The 19,445-nt window shown below is 64.2% G+C and carries 17 protein-coding genes; 7 read left to right on the forward strand and 10 right to left on the reverse strand.

From position 1 onward, the window contains the following. Window positions 1-224 precede the first annotated feature (224 nt). Window positions 225-1,970, forward strand: a complete 1,746-nt coding sequence (locus ACOYYX_RS18210) for an amidohydrolase (RefSeq protein WP_422931336.1) — start codon at window positions 225-227, stop codon at window positions 1,968-1,970. 25 nt (window positions 1,971-1,995) lie between these two features. Next, on the forward strand, window positions 1,996-2,763 hold the full coding sequence (locus ACOYYX_RS18215) for a class I SAM-dependent methyltransferase (protein ID WP_422931337.1): 768 nt from the start codon (window positions 1,996-1,998) through the stop codon (window positions 2,761-2,763). Window positions 2,764-2,935: 172 nt separating this feature from the next. Here the strand turns inward: ACOYYX_RS18215 and wrbA are convergent, their stop codons facing one another. The 7 genes from wrbA to ACOYYX_RS18250 all read right to left on the reverse strand — a co-directional run bounded on the left by wrbA (window position 2,936) and on the right by ACOYYX_RS18250 (window position 11,606). Continuing rightward, on the reverse strand, window positions 2,936-3,550 hold the full coding sequence (wrbA, locus tag ACOYYX_RS18220; protein WP_422931338.1) for an NAD(P)H:quinone oxidoreductase: 615 nt from the start codon (window positions 3,548-3,550) through the stop codon (window positions 2,936-2,938). Between the two features lie 174 nt (window positions 3,551-3,724). Next, a complete protein-coding gene (locus tag ACOYYX_RS18225) occupies window positions 3,725-4,618 on the reverse strand; it encodes a DODA-type extradiol aromatic ring-opening family dioxygenase (protein WP_422931339.1) in 894 nt (297 codons plus the stop codon). A 19-nt stretch (window positions 4,619-4,637) separates the two neighbouring features. Further along, window positions 4,638-5,279, reverse strand: a complete 642-nt coding sequence (locus tag ACOYYX_RS18230; RefSeq protein WP_422931340.1) for an NAD(P)-dependent oxidoreductase — start codon at window positions 5,277-5,279, stop codon at window positions 4,638-4,640. A gap of 62 nt (window positions 5,280-5,341) precedes the next feature. Continuing rightward, a complete protein-coding gene (locus ACOYYX_RS18235; protein WP_422931341.1) occupies window positions 5,342-5,770 on the reverse strand; it encodes an Rrf2 family transcriptional regulator in 429 nt (142 codons plus the stop codon). A 63-nt stretch (window positions 5,771-5,833) separates the two neighbouring features. Next, a complete protein-coding gene (locus ACOYYX_RS18240; protein WP_422931342.1) occupies window positions 5,834-9,115 on the reverse strand; it encodes a protein kinase domain-containing protein in 3,282 nt (1,093 codons plus the stop codon). A 5-nt stretch (window positions 9,116-9,120) separates the two neighbouring features. After that, window positions 9,121-9,684: an RNA polymerase sigma factor gene (locus ACOYYX_RS18245; protein WP_422931343.1), complete on the reverse strand. Its 564-nt coding sequence runs from the start codon at window positions 9,682-9,684 to the stop codon at window positions 9,121-9,123. Window positions 9,685-9,776: 92 nt separating this feature from the next. Further along, complete coding sequence (locus ACOYYX_RS18250; RefSeq protein WP_422931344.1) at window positions 9,777-11,606, reverse strand: hypothetical protein; 1,830 nt, start codon at window positions 11,604-11,606, stop codon at window positions 9,777-9,779. Window positions 11,607-11,883: 277 nt separating this feature from the next. Here ACOYYX_RS18250 and ACOYYX_RS18255 point away from each other — a divergent pair, with 277 nt between their 5' ends. From ACOYYX_RS18255 to ACOYYX_RS18270, 4 genes are all read left to right on the forward strand, one after another. Then, complete coding sequence (locus tag ACOYYX_RS18255) at window positions 11,884-12,258, forward strand: hypothetical protein (RefSeq protein ID WP_422931345.1); 375 nt, start codon at window positions 11,884-11,886, stop codon at window positions 12,256-12,258. Window positions 12,259-12,290: 32 nt separating this feature from the next. Further along, a complete protein-coding gene (locus tag ACOYYX_RS18260; RefSeq protein ID WP_422931346.1) occupies window positions 12,291-12,761 on the forward strand; it encodes a macro domain-containing protein in 471 nt (156 codons plus the stop codon). A 164-nt stretch (window positions 12,762-12,925) separates the two neighbouring features. Then, complete coding sequence (locus ACOYYX_RS18265) at window positions 12,926-14,788, forward strand: sigma-70 family RNA polymerase sigma factor (RefSeq protein WP_422931347.1); 1,863 nt, start codon at window positions 12,926-12,928, stop codon at window positions 14,786-14,788. 175 nt (window positions 14,789-14,963) lie between these two features. After that, window positions 14,964-15,587 (forward strand): HAD family hydrolase, encoded by a 624-nt coding sequence (locus tag ACOYYX_RS18270; RefSeq protein ID WP_422931348.1) that lies wholly within the window; start codon window positions 14,964-14,966, stop codon window positions 15,585-15,587. A 101-nt stretch (window positions 15,588-15,688) separates the two neighbouring features. Here ACOYYX_RS18270 and ACOYYX_RS18275 read toward each other — a convergent pair whose 3' ends face one another. Together ACOYYX_RS18275 and ACOYYX_RS18280 are read right to left on the reverse strand one after the other, a co-directional pair. Beyond that, window positions 15,689-16,105, reverse strand: coding sequence for a MarR family winged helix-turn-helix transcriptional regulator (locus ACOYYX_RS18275; protein WP_422931349.1), 417 nt, complete (start codon window positions 16,103-16,105; stop codon window positions 15,689-15,691). 135 nt (window positions 16,106-16,240) lie between these two features. After that, window positions 16,241-17,503: a DUF2252 family protein gene (locus ACOYYX_RS18280; protein WP_422931350.1), complete on the reverse strand. Its 1,263-nt coding sequence runs from the start codon at window positions 17,501-17,503 to the stop codon at window positions 16,241-16,243. Between the two features lie 209 nt (window positions 17,504-17,712). On the opposite strand from ACOYYX_RS18280, the gene ACOYYX_RS18285 reads away from it, so the two are divergent. Further along, the gene (locus tag ACOYYX_RS18285) at window positions 17,713-18,339 is read left to right on the forward strand and encodes a DUF4291 domain-containing protein (protein ID WP_422931351.1); all 627 of its coding nucleotides are present in this window, start codon (window positions 17,713-17,715) and stop codon (window positions 18,337-18,339) included. Between the two features lie 186 nt (window positions 18,340-18,525). Here ACOYYX_RS18285 and ACOYYX_RS18290 read toward each other — a convergent pair whose 3' ends face one another. Continuing rightward, on the reverse strand, window positions 18,526-19,050 hold the full coding sequence (locus ACOYYX_RS18290; RefSeq protein ID WP_422931352.1) for an SgcJ/EcaC family oxidoreductase: 525 nt from the start codon (window positions 19,048-19,050) through the stop codon (window positions 18,526-18,528). Window positions 19,051-19,445 lie beyond the last annotated feature (395 nt).

The raw sequence follows: 19,445 nt of genomic DNA on the forward strand, positions 1-19,445 counted from the left end.
GAAGGAGTGCCTCGCACCTACGGGGCATTCCTCCCGTCGGCTCCGATCGTCGATCCGCCTCCGGGCGATGGTGTGGGTTTTCGATGCTTTGGCCGCCCTGCCCCGAACGCACCTGGGGTCCGCCTCGGGTGCCACCGGACTCAACCCACCCACATACCCCCCTCGGGGATCGGACGATCACCATGCCGACCGATGAGTCACTTGTTTCGAAGGGGCCTGGATTGGTGCCTGGGTTCGCGTTCTTGATCCTCGCGTGTTGGTCCACGGCTTGCCTCGGCGATGAGACGAGGCAAGCCGACGTTATTATCCGCAATGCGAAGGTCATCACAATCGCCCCGGGAGACCGCATCGCCGAGGCCGTCGCCATCGCCCAGGATCGTATCCTGGCCGTCGGCACGAACGCCGAAATCCAGGCCCTGACCGGGCTGAAGACTCGCATCATCGACGCCAAGGGCAAGGCCCTGATGCCCGGCCTGTACGACAGTCACGTCCATCCGCTTGGTGCAGCGTCGAGCGAGCAGGACCACCCGATACCCTCCTATCCGTCGCTCGCCGCGATCCTGACCTACATCGCCGATCGCGCGTTGAAGCAGCCCAAGGGTACCTGGATCGTGGTCCGCTACGCCTTCCCCACCCGCCTGGATGAGAGCCGGTTCCCGACCCGCGCGGAGCTTGATGCCGTCGCCCCCGACCACATGGCCCTGCACCAGGCGGGGCCGGCGGGGATCGCCAACACGAAGGCCCTGACCTATTCCAAGATCACCAAGGACACGCCCGACCCCCCCGCCGGCCGGATCGTGAAGGATCCCGCGACGGGGGAGCCGACGGGCTTGCTCCGCAACGCCTATTCGGTCCTCAAGGATCTGCCCAAGGACGCGTATGGCGATGACGGCCCTCCCGCCACCCAGCGCGTGCAGGAACTCTTCCGCCGCTACAATTCGAGGGGTCTGACGAGCGTCGCCGACCGCTCGGCGAGCGTCGAGGCCTTGCGGACCTATCGCGGCCTTCGCGACCGGGGCGAGTTGAACCTCCGGGTGAACGCTACGCGTGTCCTGTCGCCCCCCTTCGGCGATCGGCCCGTGATCGCGTCCAAGCTCGCCGAGCTCTCGCGCGACGACAACGGTGAGGCCAACGGGCCAACGGGCGTCGGCGATCACTGGGTCCGCATCGGCCCGCTCAAGCTGTTTCTCGACGGCGGCATGCTCAATGGGACCGCCTCGATGCGCGAGCCCTGGGGCGTCGGGCCGACGTATCAGATCACCGAGCCCGACTACAAAGGGCTCCTGTTCGTGCCTCCCCCGCAACTCGCAATCATCGCCGAGGAGGCCGCACGCCGGGGCTGGCAACTCACCGCCCACACGGCCGGCGAGGCTGCCATGGACGAGCTCCTCTCGGCTTATGAGAAGGCCGATCGGGCGGTCGGCATCCTGGGCAAGCGCTGGCTGATCACGCACGCGAACTTCACATCGGCCGAGAACATCGAGCGGTGTGCCCGGCTCGGCGTGGGTGCCGATTTGCAGCCGGCCTGGATCTTCAAGGACACGAGGACGCTGCTTCCCCTGCTCGGTCCCAAACGGATGGCCTGGTTCCACCCCTATCGCAAGTGGCTCGACGCCGGCCTGACGATCGGAGGCGGCAGCGACCACATGATCCGGCTCGACCCGATCGAGGCCACGAACCCGTGGGATCCCTGGCTCGGGATCTGGGTCGCGGTCACCCGCCAGACCGACCGCGCCGGGGTGCTGAACCCCGACCAGAAGCTGAGCCGGATCGAGGCCTTGCGCTTTTATACGATCAACAATGCCCGGCTCCACTCCGAGGAGGCCGAGAAAGGCTCGATCGAGCCGGGCAAGCTCGCGGACCTGATCCTCCTCGACCGCGACCCCCTGACCTGCCCCGAGGACGACCTGAAGTCGACTGAGGTCCTCTGGACGATGGTCGGCGGCAAGGTCGTCTACGAGGCGCGTTGAGGCTCGCCCTTTCCCCGAGGTTTTTATGTCAGAGCATGACCGGGCGTTGTCGGTGGCCTTCGATGGCCAGGCCCAGAAATTCGAGCGAGCCCCGGTCCAGAGCGACCCCGCGGCGCTGGCGCGGTTGGTCCAGTTCGCCGGGCTCGCCCCCGACAGTTACATCCTCGACGCCGGCTGCGGCCCGGGGCTCGTCAGCACGGCCCTGCTCCAGGCCGGGCACCGCGTCTTCGGCGTCGACCTCTCCGCCGAGATGATCGCCAGAGCCCGCACGCGCGGCGAGCCGTTTGGCGACCGCGCTCAGTTCTCGCAGACAACGGTTTTCGACCCGTCTCTCTGGGGCCCGTTCGACGCGACGATCTCGCGCTACGTGCTCCACCACGTCACCGACCCGGCCGAATTCCTGTTCCGCCAGGTCGAATTGCTCCGCCCCGGCGGCGTCGTGATCCTCTGCGACCACACCACCGACCCCGACCGTGATCGGGCTCGGCATCATCAGGAGATCGAGAAGGCGCGCGACTCGACCCACACCCTCAACCTGACCCCGGGGGCGATCATCGACCTCTTCGCCTCCGCCGGGCTCTTCGAGATCCAGATGGTTGAGGAGACATTCACCCTCGACTTCGACGAGTGGTTCGACCGCGGCACGCCATCCGCCCCCAAGGCCGAGGTTCGCGACCGGATCGTGAACGGCCCCCAGGCCCGCGGCTATCATGCCGTGGAATCCGCCGATGGTTCCGTCACCATCACCTGCCAGCGCAGCCTCGTGCGCGGCCGAAAGCCGACGGCTCTTTAACGAGGTTCAAGCCTCAGTATCAGCGTTCTTCCGCCAAGTCCAAGATCTTCCATCATCTAAAAACTCGAACTAATCTTTAGATTAAAGACTTCCCAACATCTTCAATAACAAGTCCAAGGGCGGTCGAGGAGTCAAAGGCACTCCTCGACCGCCCTGGACATTTCATGGCCCCTTACTTCGCCGCGAGCTTGGACGCGACCTGGGCGACGTGCTCGCCCTGGAAGCGGGCGATCGACAGCTCGTTCTCCGTCGGCTGACGCTTGCCGTCACTGCCGGCGAGGGTGCTGGCGCCATAGGGAGAGCCGCCGGTGATCTCGTCCATGTTGACGAGGCCCTGACAGGAGTAGGGCACGCCCACGATGACGAAGCCGTGGTGCAGGAGAGTCGTGTGGAAGCTCGTGATCGTCGTCTCCTGGCCGCCGTGCTGGGTGCCGGTGCTGGTGAAGACGCTGCCGACCTTGCCGATCAGGGCCCCCTTGGCCCAGAGGCCGCCAGTCTGGTCGAGCAGGTTTCGCATCTGAGCGCACATGTTGCCGAAGCGGGTCGGCGTGCCGAAGATGATCGCGTCGGCCTCGGCGAGTTGCTCGGGGCGGATCACCGGGATCTCGGCGAAGGCGTCGCGGGCGGCCTTCGCACCGGTCCGCTCCAGCGCCGCGTCGGGCACGAGCTCGGCCACCTGGAAGAGCGAGACCTCGGCACCCTCGACCTTCCGCGCCCCTTCGGCCACGGCCTCGGCCAGCTTATGGATGTGCCCGTACATGCTGTAGAAAACGACGTACACCTTCATGCCGAATCCCTCGCGGTGGCTGGGCGAAATCCCAACGAGCGGAGCCGGGCGCCGCAACCCACGACGCACGATCCAGGCTCTCCCCAAAGGCCAGGGAACGTTCCCTCGCCAGCGGCTCATCATACCGATCCATCGCGACCAGGCCATCGGCCTCCCGACGTCGGCCGCAATTCCTCAACCTGCAGCAACCCTCGCGCCCGAAGTCGCCGCGATCTCGCCGAAGGAATAGGCCGAGATCAGATGCCCCATGATCCGGTCGCCGAATACCTTCCGGCCGAGTTCGCCGTCGGCCGCCCCCGCCGCCACCATGAGAGGTAACAGATGCTCCTCGCGCGGATGTGCCTCGCGGCCACCGGGGGCCGAGGCCCAGGTCTTGAGCTTCTCCTCCCGAGAGGCCCCCGCATGCTCCGTGACGGCCTCGGTCAGCCAGGCGTCGAACTGAGTGGAAGGACCGGCATTCCCGCCACTGAAGAAGCCCCGGAGGTTGTGATAGCTCATCCCGCTGCCGACGATCAGCACGCCCTCGCGTCGCAAGGGGGCAAGGGCCTTTCCGACCTCAATGTGAAGCGCGGGGTCAAGGCTCCGATCCAGCGATAGCTGTACGACAGGGATATTCGCCTCCGGGAACGCAACCATCAGGGGGATGAAGGTCCCGTGATCGAAGCCACGTTCCTCATCGATGGCAACGGGGACTCCAAGATTTGAAACGAGCCCTTGCACCCGTCGGGCCAGTGATGGCGAGCCAGGCGCCGGATAACGCAGTTGGTAGGTGTGGGCGGGGAATCCCGAGTAATCGTGGATGAGCGACGGATGCTCGCCCCCCGTGACCGCGAACCCTCGCGTCTCCCAATGCCCCGAGACCACGAGCATGGCCTTGGGCACGATTCCCACGAGCGAGGGGACGGTAGCCAGCCAGTCCTTCAACGTAAACCAGGTGTCGGCGGGCCCCATGGTCCAGTCCATGAAGAAGCAGGGCCCGCCTCCGTGCGGGATGAAGAGCGTCGGCAAAGGGTGGCCCGATGTGGTTCTTGCATCGGAATCGCTGTTCTTCGAGATGTCATCTGACATGGTGCTCGGCCTCCTTCGCTCAATACGCCACGGTGAAGCGGGCCCGGACGTGCTGACGGTTCTCCAGTTCGTCGACGAGGGCGATCGCGTAATCCTCGGCCGAGATCCGGCTCTGCCCCTGCCCGTCGCTCAGGAGTTGATCCATCCCAATCCGAAACTTCCCGGTGCGTTCCCCCGGCTGGATCAGGGCGGCCGGGCTCACATAAGTCCATTCGAGGTTATCGCCTTCGTTACGGAGCACCTCGAGGGCCTCGGCATGCTTCAGTGCGATCTCCTTCCAGGCCAAGGGAAACTCGGGAGAATCAACCAGCCTCAGTCCCGGTGCCACTTCCAGACTCCCTGCGCCACCGACTACCTCGAGCCGTTTCACGCCCGCCTTGCCAAGACCAACGATCAGGGAGCGTACGGAATCGATGACGGCCGATGCCCCCTGGGAAACTCCGGGGCCAAACGCGCTGATGACCGCATCATGCCCCGCAACTCCCTTCGCGACGCTCTCGGCGTCGAGCACGTTCCCCGGCTGGACCGTCAGGTTGGGATTCGACTCGGTGATCCTTGATGGATCTCGCACAATCGCCGTGACATGATGCCCGCGGCTCAGGGCTTCCTTCAAGATTCTCTGGCCGATCGTCCCGCTGGCACCGAAGAGTGCGATTTTCATGATCAAATGCTCCAAAGTCGATTCTGTAATCAAGAGAGTTACAGATCGACGCAAAAAAGAGTTCAGTCGATGGCTCTTCCCTCGACCGAAGCCAGAATGTCGGCAACGGTGGTTCGGGCGAGTTGCTCTTCCATGCCTTTGCGGACGTCGGCATAGACGTCCGTCAAAACGCCCTGGATGTGCCTACCCACGAGGCAGGCGGGGTTGGGCTGATTCCGTGGGAGCGCGAAGGTTTCCCTGTCCGGTTCCACCGCGTGAAGGACATCGAGGAGCCGTATCCGCGCAGGATCCTCGATCATGAGCCAGCCTCCGCCGACCCCTCCCCGCGACTCCACATACCCGGCCTCGCGGAGCAAACCGAGCAGGCGGCGGATCACGACGGGATTCGTGTTCACGCTCCCCGCGATATGCTCCGAAGTCAGCGGCTCCCCCGGCGGCTGAGCCAGCAAGGTCAAGATGTGTACGCCGACACTCAGCTTGGAACTCAGCATCCCTCCTCCATCCGCAACAATGTTAGTTGCGGATGGAGGAGAGTCAAGCCGGGCCTTCGATGCTCAGTACGTTTCCCTCACGGCACTCCAGGTGAGCAAGGTCCCGTCGCTCATCGCGGCGACGATCCGGCTCCCGTCCTCGGCGATGGCGATTCGCCAGGCGTGGCCCCCTCTGGTTTGGAGGGCGAGCACCTTCCTCCCCGTCTCGACCTCCCAGAGCGACACCGCCCCATCCAGGCCGGCCGAGACGATCCGGGAGCCATCGGGCGTGAAGGCGAGCCCCACGACCCAGCCCGAGTGGGCGGCGATCGATCGCAATTCTCGTCCGCTCGCCGCGTTCCAGATCCGGACGGTCCCGTCGGCACCGGCCGAGGCCAGCCTTGAAACATCATTCGAAAACGCGACGTCAAGGACCGGAGCCTCGTGGCCTTCGAGCCGATGAAGTTCCTTGCCGGTCTTGGTCTCCCGGAGGCCGATCGTCCTGTCCCCGCCGGCCGAGGCAAGGCGGGAACCGTCCGAGGACAAACGCACGGAATGGATCGAGCCGACGTGGGCCGACTGCTTCCAACGTTGCCGGCCGGTCTCGAGGTCCCAGAGACTGAGCGAGCGATCCCCCTTCGGCTCATAAACCCCCTTGCCTTGGAGCCCGTGGACGATGCCGAGCGGGTCTCCTTCACCAACAAGGATGGAATGCTGGCCCGGGTCGATAGCCAGGCTCGCAATAGGATCGCCGGGCCCTCGGAATGACGGCCCCTCGCGTCCAGTGCCGATATCGAAGGTTGTCACACGATGATCGGGACAGACCGACACAGCAATCTCCCCCGCCGCAGATCCGGCCAGAGGAGATGAGGCCCCTCGAACCGGACGCGACCAGAGGGAATGCCCATCGGTCGTATCCCAGGCCGAGATTCCTCGATCCGTCGAGACGACGGCGACCTTGCCATCGCCCGAGAGCACGAGGCCGTTCGCCTGCCCCCAGGAACCCTGCACGACCCGGACTTCCGGGGCTGCGGTCGCATCCCAGAGCTTGACAGTCCCGTCTTGCCCCGACGAAGCGATCCGCCTTCCGTCAGGCCGGAACGCCACGCTGAAGACCGGTGCATCGTGCCCGCGATAGGACGCGAGTTCGCGGCCCGTCGCCACGTCCCAGAGTTTTACCGAGCGATCGAGCCCTCCGGTTGCGAGCCGGGTCCCATCGGGACCGAACGCGATGCCATCGACACGCCCGTCGGCCGCCTGAAATGACAGGATTTCTTGGCCCGTTTTCAGATCCCAGATCTTCACAAGCCGATCGGAACCGCCTGAAGCGAGCAGGCGACCGTCGGGACTATACGCCACGCATCGGGTCGCTCCCTGATGCCCAGGCAAGGTGCGTTCCTCGAGACCCGTGAGCAGGTCCCAGAGCTTGATGACCCCCTCCTGCCCTGCCGAGGCCATCTGCCAGCCGTCGGGCCTCACAGCGACCCCGAAGACGGGGGCCGTGTGCCCGCGGAGGGCGAGAACCTCGGTGCCGGTGGACGTGTCCCAAACGCGGACGACCCGATCGGCCCCGCCGGAGACGAGCCAGGCGTCCCCCTTGGCGAAGGCAACCCCGGCGGCCCATGCGTCGTGCCCCGGCATCGTCCGTTTCAGTTCCCCCGTGGCCACATCCCAGACCCGGACCTTGCCATCACTCCCAGCGGTGGCAAGCCGCTTCCCTTCGCGGTCGAAGGCGACCCCATAGGCGAAGCCGTCGTGCCCGCGGATGTGGCTGATCTGGCGGTCGCCCAGGTCGTCCCAGATCCGGACCCCGTTCCTCGTCTCCGGACAGCAGAGGATGTCCGACGCCGGGGCAAAGGCCACGCCGCAGCTCACCCCGTTATGCCCTTCGATCGTGCGGACCTCCGAATGCACGAGCCGATCCAGGTACGACCACTCCCAGCGCCTGAGCGACGGCGGGCTCTCGTCGAGCAGCGCCCGGGCCGTCTGGAGGTCGTTGGCCGACCAGGCCCGCTCGGCCCTGGCGATCCTGTCGAGGTAGCGTTCGGGCTCGATCCTGGCCTCGCGCTCGACTCGCTTGGCGACCTCGGCCTCGGCTTCGAGTCGCGCCTTCTTCTCGGCCTTCCGCTCCGAGATCGCAAGACCGGCCGAGAGTATCGCGTTCGCCGCAAATCCGGCGGCGAGCACCGCGAGCAGGCTCGTCACCAGGAGCGCCGCGGCCGTCGGGCGGCGCCTGGCCCACTTGACGGCCCGCTCCGGCAGCGTCGTCGGCCTCGCGGTGATGGGCATACCGGCGAGCCAGCGGTCCAGGTCCTCGGCAACGGCCAGGGCCGTCGGGTATCGGTTCGATGGTGCCTTCTCCAGGCATTTCAGGCAGATCGTCTCGAGGTCGCGCGGGACCCTGCGATCGACGGCCGAGGGGCGTTCCGGCTCCACATCGCGGACTCGCCTGAGCGTTTCAAAGAGCGAGTCTCCCTGGATCGGTGGCCTACCGGTCAGCCCTTCGTAGAGGATCGCCCCGAGGCCGTAGACGTCCACGGCGGTCGTGACGACCTCGCGCGAGCCTTCGGCATGCTCGGGGGCCATGTAGGCGGGTGTGCCGAGGACCGAGCCGGTTCGTGTCAGGTCCCCGTCGGCCTCGATGTGACGTGCGAGGCCGAAGTCGGCCACGAGCGGCTGTTCGGAGCGGTCGAGGAGGACATTCGAAGGCTTCAGATCCCTGTGGAGGATCCCACGCTGATGGGCGTAGTGGACGGCCCTGGCCGTGGTCGCGACGAGCCTGGCCATCGCAATGAAGTTCCCGCGCATCCGGGGCAACTCGGTGGTCAGGCTTCCCCCCTCGGCGAGCTTCATGCTGAAGTAGCGATGCCCGTCGTGCTGGCCCACCTCATAAATCGGCACGATGTTGGGATGGTCGAGGCTCGCGACGGCCTCGGCCTCGAGATGGAAACGCCTCAGGTCGGCCTGGGATGTTCCCGGATGGTCGGGGATCATCTTCAAGGCGAGGATGCGGTCGAGGCTCACCTGCCTCGCCGCGTAGACCACGCCCATGCCTCCTCGGGCGATCTCGCGAAGCAATTCGTAGTCGCCGAAATACCCGACGAAATCCGGCCTCGCGATCGGAGCTTGGCTCCCCGGGAAAGGAACTGTGCCGGGGGCATCGTCGTCTGAGATCGGTGCGGCGATCCGGCCGACGTGGTCGAGGTTGTCGAAAAAGGCCGAGAGTTCGTCGGCGAACTCGGGATAGCGAGCCAGCCAGGCCGAGCGGTCGGGGAACCGCCCGGCCTCGACTTCCTCAAGGTACGCGGCCAGGATCCCTTCGAGCCGACGTTCCGGGTCGAACTCCCCCGCGGTGACGCTCGCCATCGACTTCACCCCTCCATCCCAACGGCCAGCTTCGCGCGAAGCGCCTTGAGCCCTCGATGCAGCAGGCCGGCCACGGCCGGCTTTGTCACCCCCAACTCCTCGGCGATCTCGGCCAGGCTGAGCCCCTTGAGGTGATGCAGTTCCACCGCCTGACGCTGAGATTCAGGGAGTTCCGCCAGGGCCTGGACGAGTTCCAAGAATTCCTCGTGGCGGATCGCCCGCTGGCTCGGCGACGACTGGTCGGCCTTGAGCCATCCTTCGAGCCGACTCGCCGACCGATCCAGGGCCGCGTCGAGAGACCTTTCGCGGAAGATGTCCCGCTTCCTTGCCCCCAGGCGACGCGCCTCGTCGGCAAGGTTGTTGACGAGGATCGCCCGGAGCCAGGCCGCGGTCTGTGCGGACGTTCGTCCCTGCGGGCCCGATCGGAAGGCTTCAAGGAGCGTCTGCTGCACCACGCCCGAGAGGTCGATGGCCGAGCGCAAACGAGGCGAGACCTCGAGCCTGGCCAGCAGGCTGAGGTACTCGCGGAATCGGCCGAGTTCGGCCCCCAGGTTTGGTTTGTCGCCCATCCGACGTCCCTCGCGACCATGATCGGTCCCTCGATTCGAGTGTATCGCGACCGACGGAGGAGGACCGAGCCTCCTCCGTTTGGCCGTGGCCATCAACTTCCCGAAGGTCGGGGCTTGTCGGGCGAGACGTTCATCGCCGACTTGCCGGTGTCGTTGCGTGAGTTGCGCTCGATCTTCGGCTTGGAGACACGTCCGCTGGCCGCGTAAAGGTAGACGAGTTTCAGGTCGGCGGCGAGTTGTTGGCTCGCGGAGTCCTTTTCCGCCTTCACGATGGCCCCTTGCAATCCGCCGCTCCGGGTCAACGCGGCTGCAAAGCGCTCACCCGCCCACCATTCTCGCATGCCAATGTCCGTCGCCGCGCCCAGTTGCTGATGGCAAGTGCGGCAATCCTTCGTCCTGGCCGCCACGACACCAAGTTCGATGACCCGGCCGTAATGTTCCGCCGCACGCTGGTCATCGCCTGTTCCTTCCAGGGCTCGTGCCATGGCCTTGGCATATCGGTGATCGTCGCAGGTTTCCGGGTTCAGGGAGATTATGACCTTCTTGGATAGGGCATGGAGTGCGGCATATCCCTCGGCGCGGGCCTCGGTGTTGAGGCCGACGTCGCGGAGCAGGCTCGCGAGTTGGGCCCGCACATGCGCCGGTTCCTCGCTCCAGACCTCCTCGCTCGTGAGTTGACGCTCTTCGGGGCCGCATTGCAGCGAGGTTCGAAGCTCGGTGACGAACTCGGCCGTGAGGAGCCGCTGGCAAAGCTTCTTGATCGATTCATCCTTGGTCGTCTTCAAGACCCTGCGGAGAATCGGCTCGACGTAGCGCCCCTGGGCCTTAAGATAGTCGAAGGCCTCGGAGCGGCAGCCCGGATCCTTGCCCATGAGGTCCTGCACAGCCTTCTCGGCGAGTTGCTCCCGCTCGGGCGTGAGCATCTCAAGCCGCCCGACCATGACCCGTACCAATTCCTTCGGCTTGGGGGTGATCGTCATCGGGATGAACTCATCGGTCCAGCGCTGGGGCAGGACGAAGAGGGCCCGGGTCCCCTCGGTCTTGAAGTAGCTCTGCTTCCAGGTGTTGACCATCGCCCTGGCCTCTTTGAGATAGAGCCCGCTCTCGACCAGGCGCTTGACGAGTTCGTCGCCGACGGCCTTGGCGAACTCCTCCAGGGGCAAGGCTTTCGCCATGTCGGGGATGATCCCCTTGATATCCTCGCCGACGCCGAGTGTTGGCCTGTATGCAAAGGCCCCCTTGCCGTTCTCGACCCGCAGGACGAAGACGTGCTTGACGTCGGTCTGGCCGTCGATCGTCGAGGTCAGCGTCCCGCCCGCCTGCGAGGTCATCTTGATGGGCAGAGGCACGGTCCCGAGTCCGCGATAGAAGAGGTATCGCTCGGTCTCGATCCCCTTGGGCCCGCCCGTCTGGACGAAGGCCGCGTCTACGTCCCTGGCATAGTTCCAGAGCGCGTCGGCCGATGTGGCAGGCAATGCAAGGGTTTCGTCCTTCGCGCTCGGAGGGATGACCTTGGCAAGCCAGACGATCCGGCCGGCCTGGGGCGCGTCGCCGGTCGGTGTCGCGGCGAGTGCCGGCCAGACCCCGGCCGCGGCCGGGAACCACTGGGTCCAGAGCCCGCGCGGGAACTTGACCTCGACGCGTACCCTGGCCTCGTTCGGCGTGTAGAAATAGATGACGGGCGTCTCCCCCTTGAGGAAGATCGACCTCGGGTGGAGTTGGTCGCGGGCCCTCGAATGGACGAAATGCGGGAGCGGATGTTCCTCGTGATACATTCCGTCGAGGGAGACCCCGTCCGACCCGCTCATGGCCAGGAACGTCCCCCACTCGTGAACGACCATATCCTTGCCGGTCGGCACCGGCGGAGCCGCCCCCATCAGCATAAGCACCGCGGGGACCAGCCAACGGAAGACCTGGCGCATCGCTGCCTCCTCCCGATTCCTCGCGCCCGGAGGCGCCAGCGAGCCTCGATCCGACCCGGCCAACCGCAAGGCCACACCGTCGTCTCGATCATCCCGCTAAAGGCATGGGCGAAGGATCTCCTGGGGGAGAGCGCGCGTCTTCGAGATTTTCCAGGTTGCGTTCGCGATGAGCCTCCATGCATCATCCGCCTGGGATCGAACGAATAGGTCGGTTAGAATCATGTCGAGAACAAATGGCCGGCGGTCAACCGGTCATGGCAAAGAGTGGAGAAGTGGGATGACGCACTTCCCGACGCTCGCCCGTGCCTCTCGCCTGTTCCAACGCTGGATCACGAGGCGCCTACTCATCCGCCTCGCGGCGATCGTCGTCATCCTCTATGGGACGTTCCTCGTCGGCTCCTACTGGCTCAAGGCCAGAGCCGCTCGCTTCAGGCGCATTGCCGCAGAGCACGTTGTGCCCTTTCCTGGGGATGGGGAGTTCGGCGTGATCAGCGGCCACGAAGGCGACGATCGCATCCACTATTTCGTCAATGGCAAGGAGATCCCTTACGATGTCGTCGATCGGCATCTCTGGCATTTGAGGCTCCAGAAGAAATACCTGGATGCCTCCCTACGTCCCTGGCTGCCCGTCGAACCTGACCCTCCCCCTTGACGCCTTGTTTCGTGGACAAGAGTGACAACATCATGAGTTCCATCAAATATACGCAGGGCGATGCGACTCAACCCCAGGGCCAGGGCAACAAGATCATCGCCCACATCTGCAACGATCTCGGCGGCTGGGGCAAAGGCTTCGTCCTCGCCGTCTCGAAGCGGTGGAAAGGCCCAGAGGACGCGTATCGTGCCTGGCACAAGGCCCGATCCGACAATGATTTCAAGCTCGGCGCAATCCAGATCGTCCAGGTCCAGCTCTACATCTGGGTCGCCAACATGATCGGCCAGCGAGGCATGAAAACCGGTTCGAAAGGCCCGCCAATCCGCTACGACGCCGTACGCGAATGCCTCAAAAGTCTCGCGCAGCAAGCCAAGCCGTTGAACGCGAGCCTTCACATGCCCCGGATCGGCTGTGGCCTGGCCGGCGGGCGTTGGGAGGAGATCGAACCGATCCTGCAGGAGGAACTTGCGGGGTTCGACGTGACGGTCTACGACTTCGGTTGAAGCCCAGGCTCTGTCGGCATCACTTCCGGAAAGGTGCGTCGGTTTCCAGGCCCTTCGACCGCTGAATCGTCATCAGCTGAGAATCTTCGGAAATCCACGGATCCAAACCGAGCCCGACGGGCAGTATCTCCACAGATGCAATACGACGGCCAAGGGCCTTTACGATGCGAGCGGGATGCAATTCGGCTTATACGGCGGACTTGAGTCATCTCTTCAGTCACGGCACCGCCCCTCTGGGCGACCGTGAGTTGCTCGATCGCTTCCTCGCCGATCGGGATCAGGCGGCGTTCGAAACCCTGCTCGCGAGGCATGGGCCGATGGTGCTTGGGGTCTGTCGTCGTCTGACGAACAGCACGAGCGACGCCGACGATGCCTTCCAGGCCACCTTCCTGATCCTCGTCCGGAAGGGCCCGGGGATCCGCGACGCGAACCGCCTCGGCCCCTGGCTCTACGGCGTGGCCGCGAGGGTCGCGACGAAGGCACGAGCCCAGGATGCGAAGCGTCGGCAACGCTTATCGAGGCTCTGCCAGGGTGAGGAAGGCGGCGTTTCTTACGAGACGTCCAACTCCGAACTGCTCGACATCAGGCCGATCCTCGACGCGGAACTGGCCCGGATCCCCACCAAGCTCCGCGACGTCCTGGTCCTCTGCCTGCTCGAGGACGTCACCGCCCAGGAGGCTTCCGACCGGCTCGGCTGCCCGCTCGGGACGGTCAAGAGTCGGCTGGCCCGAGGCATCGAGGCGCTCCGCTCGCGCCTGGTCCGCCGCGGGATCGCGTCGGCCGTCGCCTTGCTTGCATCGTCGAGGGCGTTCTCGGATCAGGTCCCCGAGCCTCTGGCCCGGACGACCCTGAGCCTGGCCGCCGGCAGTTCGGCCGTCGTCGCCCCGAGCGTCGCCATCCTCACGAAAGGAGTTGCCTCCGCCATGCTTCCCCGACTCTCCGTCTCTGCCTCATTACTCCTCGGCAGCCTGACCCTCGCTGGCCTGGGGACGATGTTATGGACCAGGTCACCCGCCAACGCGCAGTTAACGGAGAATGGCACGTCTGCCGACAGCAGGCAGGCGAAGGATTTCACGCCTCGCCAGGTCTCCGAGAGAAACACGAGGCATATCCTCCTTGCGTTCCACAACTACTATTCCGCGAATGAGCACTTCCCGGCGATGGCGATCTATGGCTCCAACGGGCAACCGCTACTCAGTTGGAGAGTCGCGCTACTCCCCTATCTCGAGCAGGGAGAGTTGTACAATCAGTTCCACCTGGGCGAGCCCTGGGATAGCCCGCACAACAAGGCACTGATCGCCCGGATGCCGGACGTCTTCAAGACTCCCGATGCGCCGGCCCCAGACGGGGAATCGCGCCTCCGCGGCTTCATCGGCGATGGGGCGATGTTCGACGGAGCGGAGGGTGTGAGTATCCCAGACGTGACGGATGGTACATCAAACACTCTCTTACTCGCCTCGGCCAAGGTGCCGACCATCTGGACCAAGCCCGGCGAACTCGTCTTCGAGCCTGGCAAGCCGATGCCGCTGCTGAACGACGCCGAACCCAATTCCTGCATGGTCGGCCTTTGCGATGGCGCGGTCCGATACATTTCACCTCGGGACTGGATACTCCTCGCGAACGTCCTGACTCGCGGCGGTGGCGAAATCATCCAATGGCCCGTCGTGAACGACTCTCCCGTACCGCCCCTGTCCAACACCCCTCCCCTCGCCCCGCCGCGGCCTCGTGCGGGTAGGAATGGCAGGATGGCCGGGGGCATGGCGATGATGGCAGCGGCAGGAGAGAGTGGCCCCGTCCCCCCCTCGACTCCCCCCATGATGGGCATGACGGCAGCGGCCGGAGGGGGCCCTGCCCCGACTGCCCCCTTGATGGGCATGACGGCAGCGGCCGGAGGGGGCGGCCCCGGACCTGCCCCGACTGCCCACGTCGCTTCTCCGATCGAAGAGCGTCTCCAAAGGCTCGAAGACAAGCTCGACCGCATCATCGAGCGACTTGACGCCGAGGCTCGCGGTGTGCCCAAGCGTTGAGCCTTCTCAATCTAAAGCGAATCCAACGAAGCCGTCGGCCGTCCCCAGGAACGGCCGACGGCCTTAAACGTTTGACACGATGTGTCGCGCAACTGGTAAACACGACCGAACTCGATAATGATCGAGTCTTGCGCTTAATCCGCAACTTAGTTAACCTCGCGGATCGAACTAAATCATGCTGGAAGCGGTCGTCTTCGACCTCTACGGCACCTTGCTCCGGCTCGACCGCGATTCGAAGCCCTTCCTGCGTTTCGCGCGAGCCGTCTGCCCCGAAGCCCCTCGGAGCGTCGTTGTTCAATCGCTCCTCTTGGAGTCGCGAGACATCGGCGACTTCGCGAAACGCATCGGATTCGAAACATTTTTGGATACCACGATACTCGATTCCGACCTGCGGGAGGACCTTCGCTCGGCTCGGTTATTTGCGGACGCCGTCGCGACTCTCGCCGATCTCAAGTCACGCGGATTGAGGCTCGGCCTTATCTCGAATCTGGCGAGCCCTTACAAACAACCGTTCCTGAGTTCCGCCCTGGCGATCTATTTCGACTCGCTCGAATTCTCCTGCGATGCCGGGCTCCGCAAGCCCGACCCGCTCTTCTTTCAACGAGCCCTATCAGCCCTGGACGTCGAGCCGCGAAAGTCCCTGATGGTCGGAGATAACCTTCGCTCCGACTATGACGGTGCCTTATCAATCGGGATGCAAGCCATACTGTTGAATCGTGGCGACCAAGCGATTTCTCCGAGGGTCCCCGCGATCAAAACCCTGCGGGAGATCCTGGATGACCCACAAGTCCCCGGCTAGAAGCATTTTCACATTTTCCGATGTTTTGACATGCGGATCCTCTCAAGCGACATGACGGATGGCCTCGTTGATACCGGTTTGAATCGGTCATCGAGGACCGTTCAGCTCGCATCACCTATCTTCTGCAGGATCCGAATCAGGGTGTCCCGCTCGACCGTGGTCAATCGCTTGAGCCTCGAGGCGAAGGCTCCTTCGAGGATCATCCTGGCCTCGGCGACGGCCTCGCGCCCCTTAGGGGTCATCGTCAGGAAGAAGCGGCGGAGGTCGCCCGGCTCGAGGGAACGCGTGAGGAAGGCCCCGGCCTCGAGCCGCTTGATGAGGAACGTGATCGAGGGCTTGGGGAGCATCAGCTTGCGGGCGAGGTCGGCGGGATAAGGTGACGCGTCCAGGTCATTGAGGAGGAAGAACTCCTTCATCTCCAGCCCGACGGCACGGATGCGGGGTTCCGCTTCGGCCAGGATCGCCTGGAGCACGTGCAGGTGGCCGAAGAACAGGTCCAGAGACGCGGAGTCCGACATTGAGGATCACCAGGGGCCGGCGGGGGCGTTCTCCTTTCGAACTCTACAATAAGAATCCGCCGGCGCCTTTGATCTGTCCAAAGTTCCAGGAAACTTGCAGCGAAACAGCACATCCGATCAAAAGCCTTCGATCGGTTAACAGGAAGCGGATTTCACCTCGACGCCAGATTTCTTCTTGAATGGAGCGGCCTCGACGAAGGCCTTACGTTCGCGACGCGTGACCTCGGCGTAACGGACGGCAGAGGCGATCACGGCGTCGAGGCCAGGCCCTTTCGCCCAGTCGCTCAAATCGCGCGAGCGGTCGATCTCGCCGACGCGGCTACCTCGGACGTGGGCCCAGCCAACCAGACGACCCGCGATAGCGACCGCTCGTCGAAGCTTACCTGGCTGCTCTCGGAGTTCGTCCAGACCCGAGCGATTCTCCTCGGGGATGAGTTCACGCATCCGGTAGAGTTCGCCCGCGAGTTCGATCACGTCGAGCTTTGCGGTGGGCCGTGACTGGAGCAGGCGCTCGGCCATGACGGCCCTCCTCGCGCCCGAGCCGCCATCCTGGAGTTGGATCTCGGTCGAGGAGCAACCGAGCAGGGCCGACTTCTGCGCCTGCTTGATGTCCAGGAGCCAGTTCCCGTCGGGCGAGCCTACCCCCTGGACCAGGACGGCATAGCGCTTCAAGCCAAGGCTGCCGGTGCCGGCGACGCGGAAGGCGACGTCGATCGCCTCGAATGCCTCAGGACTCGGTTTCGAACGGCTGTAGGCTTTGAGAGCCTCTGTGATCTGGTTCCTCGTGTCCGAGGAGACTTTCAAGAACCGTTTCGGCCTGAGTACGATGCGCCTTACGCCTTCCGTCGTCAGCTCCGTGAAGCGATCCAGGAACCTGGCTGATCCTTGTTTCGTGGGACGTTGCAGCAGGTTCCAGATAGGCCCGCGCGATGTCCCCAGCGCCATCTCGCCGACGTGTCCCGTCCGGACCGATTTCGTGACGGTGGCCCTGTAGCGGTCGAGGAAAGTCAGGACCATCCGCATGGCCTGCACCGGGCTCAGCTTCCAGAGTTGGGCCGCGAGGAGGATGCTCGTCGTGCAGCGCACCAGGTCGAGGGAGCACGGAGCCACCAGGGCCTCGTCGAAGTCGTTGATGTCGTAGAGGACCGCCCCGTCGTCGGTGCGATAGGCCCCGAAGTTCTCGAGGTGCAAGTCCCCGCAGATCAGGATCGAAGGCCCCGGATCCTGCGGCCCGAGTCGCGACCAGTGATGGGCGAAGATGTGGTCGGTGCCTCGCAAGAATGCGAAGGCGTCCTCCGACATCCGCCGATACTTGCGGTTCACCAGTTCCGGGATCCGATCGCGGTTGAACTCGAGGATCATCTCGACCGTGGCCGCCGCCGAGTGGGAATGCGTCAACGCTGTCCCTCCCCTTCTCCGACCTATGGCACGACGGACTCCTGAAATGGACCCGCCTCATGCTTCAGCATCTGTCGGAACGCTTCGGAAATCCAGCGGGAAGGCTCGCAACCCACGGAATGGGCCCGAACCCCGAATCATAGCCCCCTGTCCGATCCTAGAACGACTCGGCTTGAGATCGAAATCAACAAAGTCTCTGATCGAAGGCCATGACACTCCTTACCCAACTTTATATTCAGCAGAAGAAGCACTGGCCCTCCGAAGGGCATCACATCCTGGCCCAGTATGATGCCGAGTCCATCGTCATCTATCAGGCCTATCATCCCGCAATCGGCCGATTCGCCGCCGAACATGGCCATTTCGGGGGAGGCTTCGACTTCGGGAGGATGAGTTGGGTGAAGCCCAACTTCCTCTGGATGATGTACCGCTCGGGCTGGGGGACGAAGGAGAATCAAGAAGTCACTCTTGCGATCCGGCTCAAACGTACGGCGTTCGACGAGATCCTCAGACTCGCGGTCCACAGTTCGTTCGTGCCGGCAGCCTACTCCGATCACGAAAGCTGGAAACGAGCCGTGGCCAGGTCGAACGTCCGCCTCCAGTGGGATCCCGACCACGATCCCGCGGGCAACCGCCAGTCCAGGCGAGCGATCCAACTCGGCCTGCGCGGCGATGTGCTTCGTCGATACTCCGACGAGTGGATTCTTGAGATCCAGGACATTTCCGAGTTCGTGAGCCAGCAACGCGCCAATGCCGTTGCGCCCTATCTCGACCTCGTCATACCGCTCGAAGAAGTCTATCCGGTGACCGACGCCGACGTCGTCAGCAAATTCCAGTAGCCGGATGCTGATCCCAGCAACAATCCATTAAACCCAGGCATTTTCACAACCCCTAGGAACCTGGGCGGTTCGGGGCCTTGGTTCGGTGATCTCTTCGTGTGCGACGAGTATCGATAAGATCCCGATCGCAGAGTTGAAGATGGGAGTCGGCGCCTGGCCGAGCGATCGGACAGGCCTCGCGACGAATCACTCAGGAAGTTCATTGCAGGAGGACGAACTCGAGCCCTCGCCGAGGGGCAGTAGGGCTTGCAATTCCTCGGTCAATTGAGCGGCCAGTTCCGGGCATCCGTGGAAAGCGGCCGGCGTAGTCTGCAAGGCGGCGGCGAGCCACACTCCTTCGGTCTGGACGGCGGTCATGACCTGCACGGCGTTCACATTCGGGATCAGTTCTGACTTCCCGCGCGGCATCATGCCGACCACCGCATGCAGGGTCGCGACCTCGGGCGTGAGGGACCGCACGCTCCGAACGATCGAGAGGAACAAGCCCGTGGGGTATTCGGCGAAGATCGTCGCGAGGGTCGATTCGACCTCGGCCCGATCGACCATCTGACTCCCATCGAAGCCCACGAGAAGGCAATTCTTGCGGAATGAGGCGGCCAGGTCTGCCGCATCCTGGTTGTTCCAGGCGTCGAGGATCCGCTGATAGAGGGCTCGGATGGCGGTCTCAGCGACCGGATCGATGCCTTCAATGCCTGGCGTTTCGAGTCCCATCGCGATCCCTCCATTGCGTCACATGTAGGTCGGCTCAAGCCCAAGGGCACTCAACCGGGCGGCCTCGCATCTCGACCATCCTCGGTCACGCGTATTGATAATAGAGGTGCGGATCCTTGCCAAGCCCAAAGGGACTCTTGTCCAGGTCGCAGCCCGAAGACTTGAGGGAGTCGCCATCCTCGTTGGGCGAAATGATCACGGAATTCGGCATGATGTGCATGATGATGAATTCGCGAGTGGATGGCGATGGCTTGACAATGGCCGGCCCTAAACGGAACCTTGTAAAGATGATGCGGATCCCGTCAGGAAGGCGGTTTTTCGACGTCTAGCGTCCTCCTTGTCAGCAAACAAACACGCCTTCTCTCTTTTGAACAGGACCGACCATGAGGGATCAC

This window comes from Singulisphaera chitinilytica, from assembly GCF_049331405.1.
GTDB lineage: Bacteria > Planctomycetota > Planctomycetia > Isosphaerales > Isosphaeraceae > PoT.

What these genes read in the sequence shown, in the direction of transcription:
- ACOYYX_RS18215 (WP_422931337.1), top strand. Translation starts at nt 1,996, where the DNA reads ATGTCAGAGCATGACCGGGCGTTGTCGGTGGCCTTCGATGGCCAGGCC.
- wrbA (WP_422931338.1), bottom strand. Translation starts at nt 3,550, where the DNA reads ATGAAGGTGTACGTCGTTTTCTACAGCATGTACGGGCACATCCATAAG.
- ACOYYX_RS18225 (WP_422931339.1), bottom strand. Translation starts at nt 4,618, where the DNA reads ATGTCAGATGACATCTCGAAGAACAGCGATTCCGATGCAAGAACCACA.
- ACOYYX_RS18230 (WP_422931340.1), bottom strand. Translation starts at nt 5,279, where the DNA reads ATGAAAATCGCACTCTTCGGTGCCAGCGGGACGATCGGCCAGAGAATC.
- ACOYYX_RS18235 (WP_422931341.1), bottom strand. Translation starts at nt 5,770, where the DNA reads ATGCTGAGTTCCAAGCTGAGTGTCGGCGTACACATCTTGACCTTGCTG.
- ACOYYX_RS18240 (WP_422931342.1), bottom strand. Translation starts at nt 9,115, where the DNA reads ATGGCGAGCGTCACCGCGGGGGAGTTCGACCCGGAACGTCGGCTCGAA.
- ACOYYX_RS18245 (WP_422931343.1), bottom strand. Translation starts at nt 9,684, where the DNA reads ATGGGCGACAAACCAAACCTGGGGGCCGAACTCGGCCGATTCCGCGAG.
- ACOYYX_RS18250 (WP_422931344.1), bottom strand. Translation starts at nt 11,606, where the DNA reads ATGCGCCAGGTCTTCCGTTGGCTGGTCCCCGCGGTGCTTATGCTGATG.
- ACOYYX_RS18255 (WP_422931345.1), top strand. Translation starts at nt 11,884, where the DNA reads ATGACGCACTTCCCGACGCTCGCCCGTGCCTCTCGCCTGTTCCAACGC.
- ACOYYX_RS18260 (WP_422931346.1), top strand. Translation starts at nt 12,291, where the DNA reads ATGAGTTCCATCAAATATACGCAGGGCGATGCGACTCAACCCCAGGGC.
- ACOYYX_RS18265 (WP_422931347.1), top strand. Translation starts at nt 12,926, where the DNA reads ATGCGAGCGGGATGCAATTCGGCTTATACGGCGGACTTGAGTCATCTC.
- ACOYYX_RS18270 (WP_422931348.1), top strand. Translation starts at nt 14,964, where the DNA reads ATGCTGGAAGCGGTCGTCTTCGACCTCTACGGCACCTTGCTCCGGCTC.
- ACOYYX_RS18275 (WP_422931349.1), bottom strand. Translation starts at nt 16,105, where the DNA reads ATGTCGGACTCCGCGTCTCTGGACCTGTTCTTCGGCCACCTGCACGTG.
- ACOYYX_RS18285 (WP_422931351.1), top strand. Translation starts at nt 17,713, where the DNA reads ATGACACTCCTTACCCAACTTTATATTCAGCAGAAGAAGCACTGGCCC.
- ACOYYX_RS18290 (WP_422931352.1), bottom strand. Translation starts at nt 19,050, where the DNA reads ATGGGACTCGAAACGCCAGGCATTGAAGGCATCGATCCGGTCGCTGAG.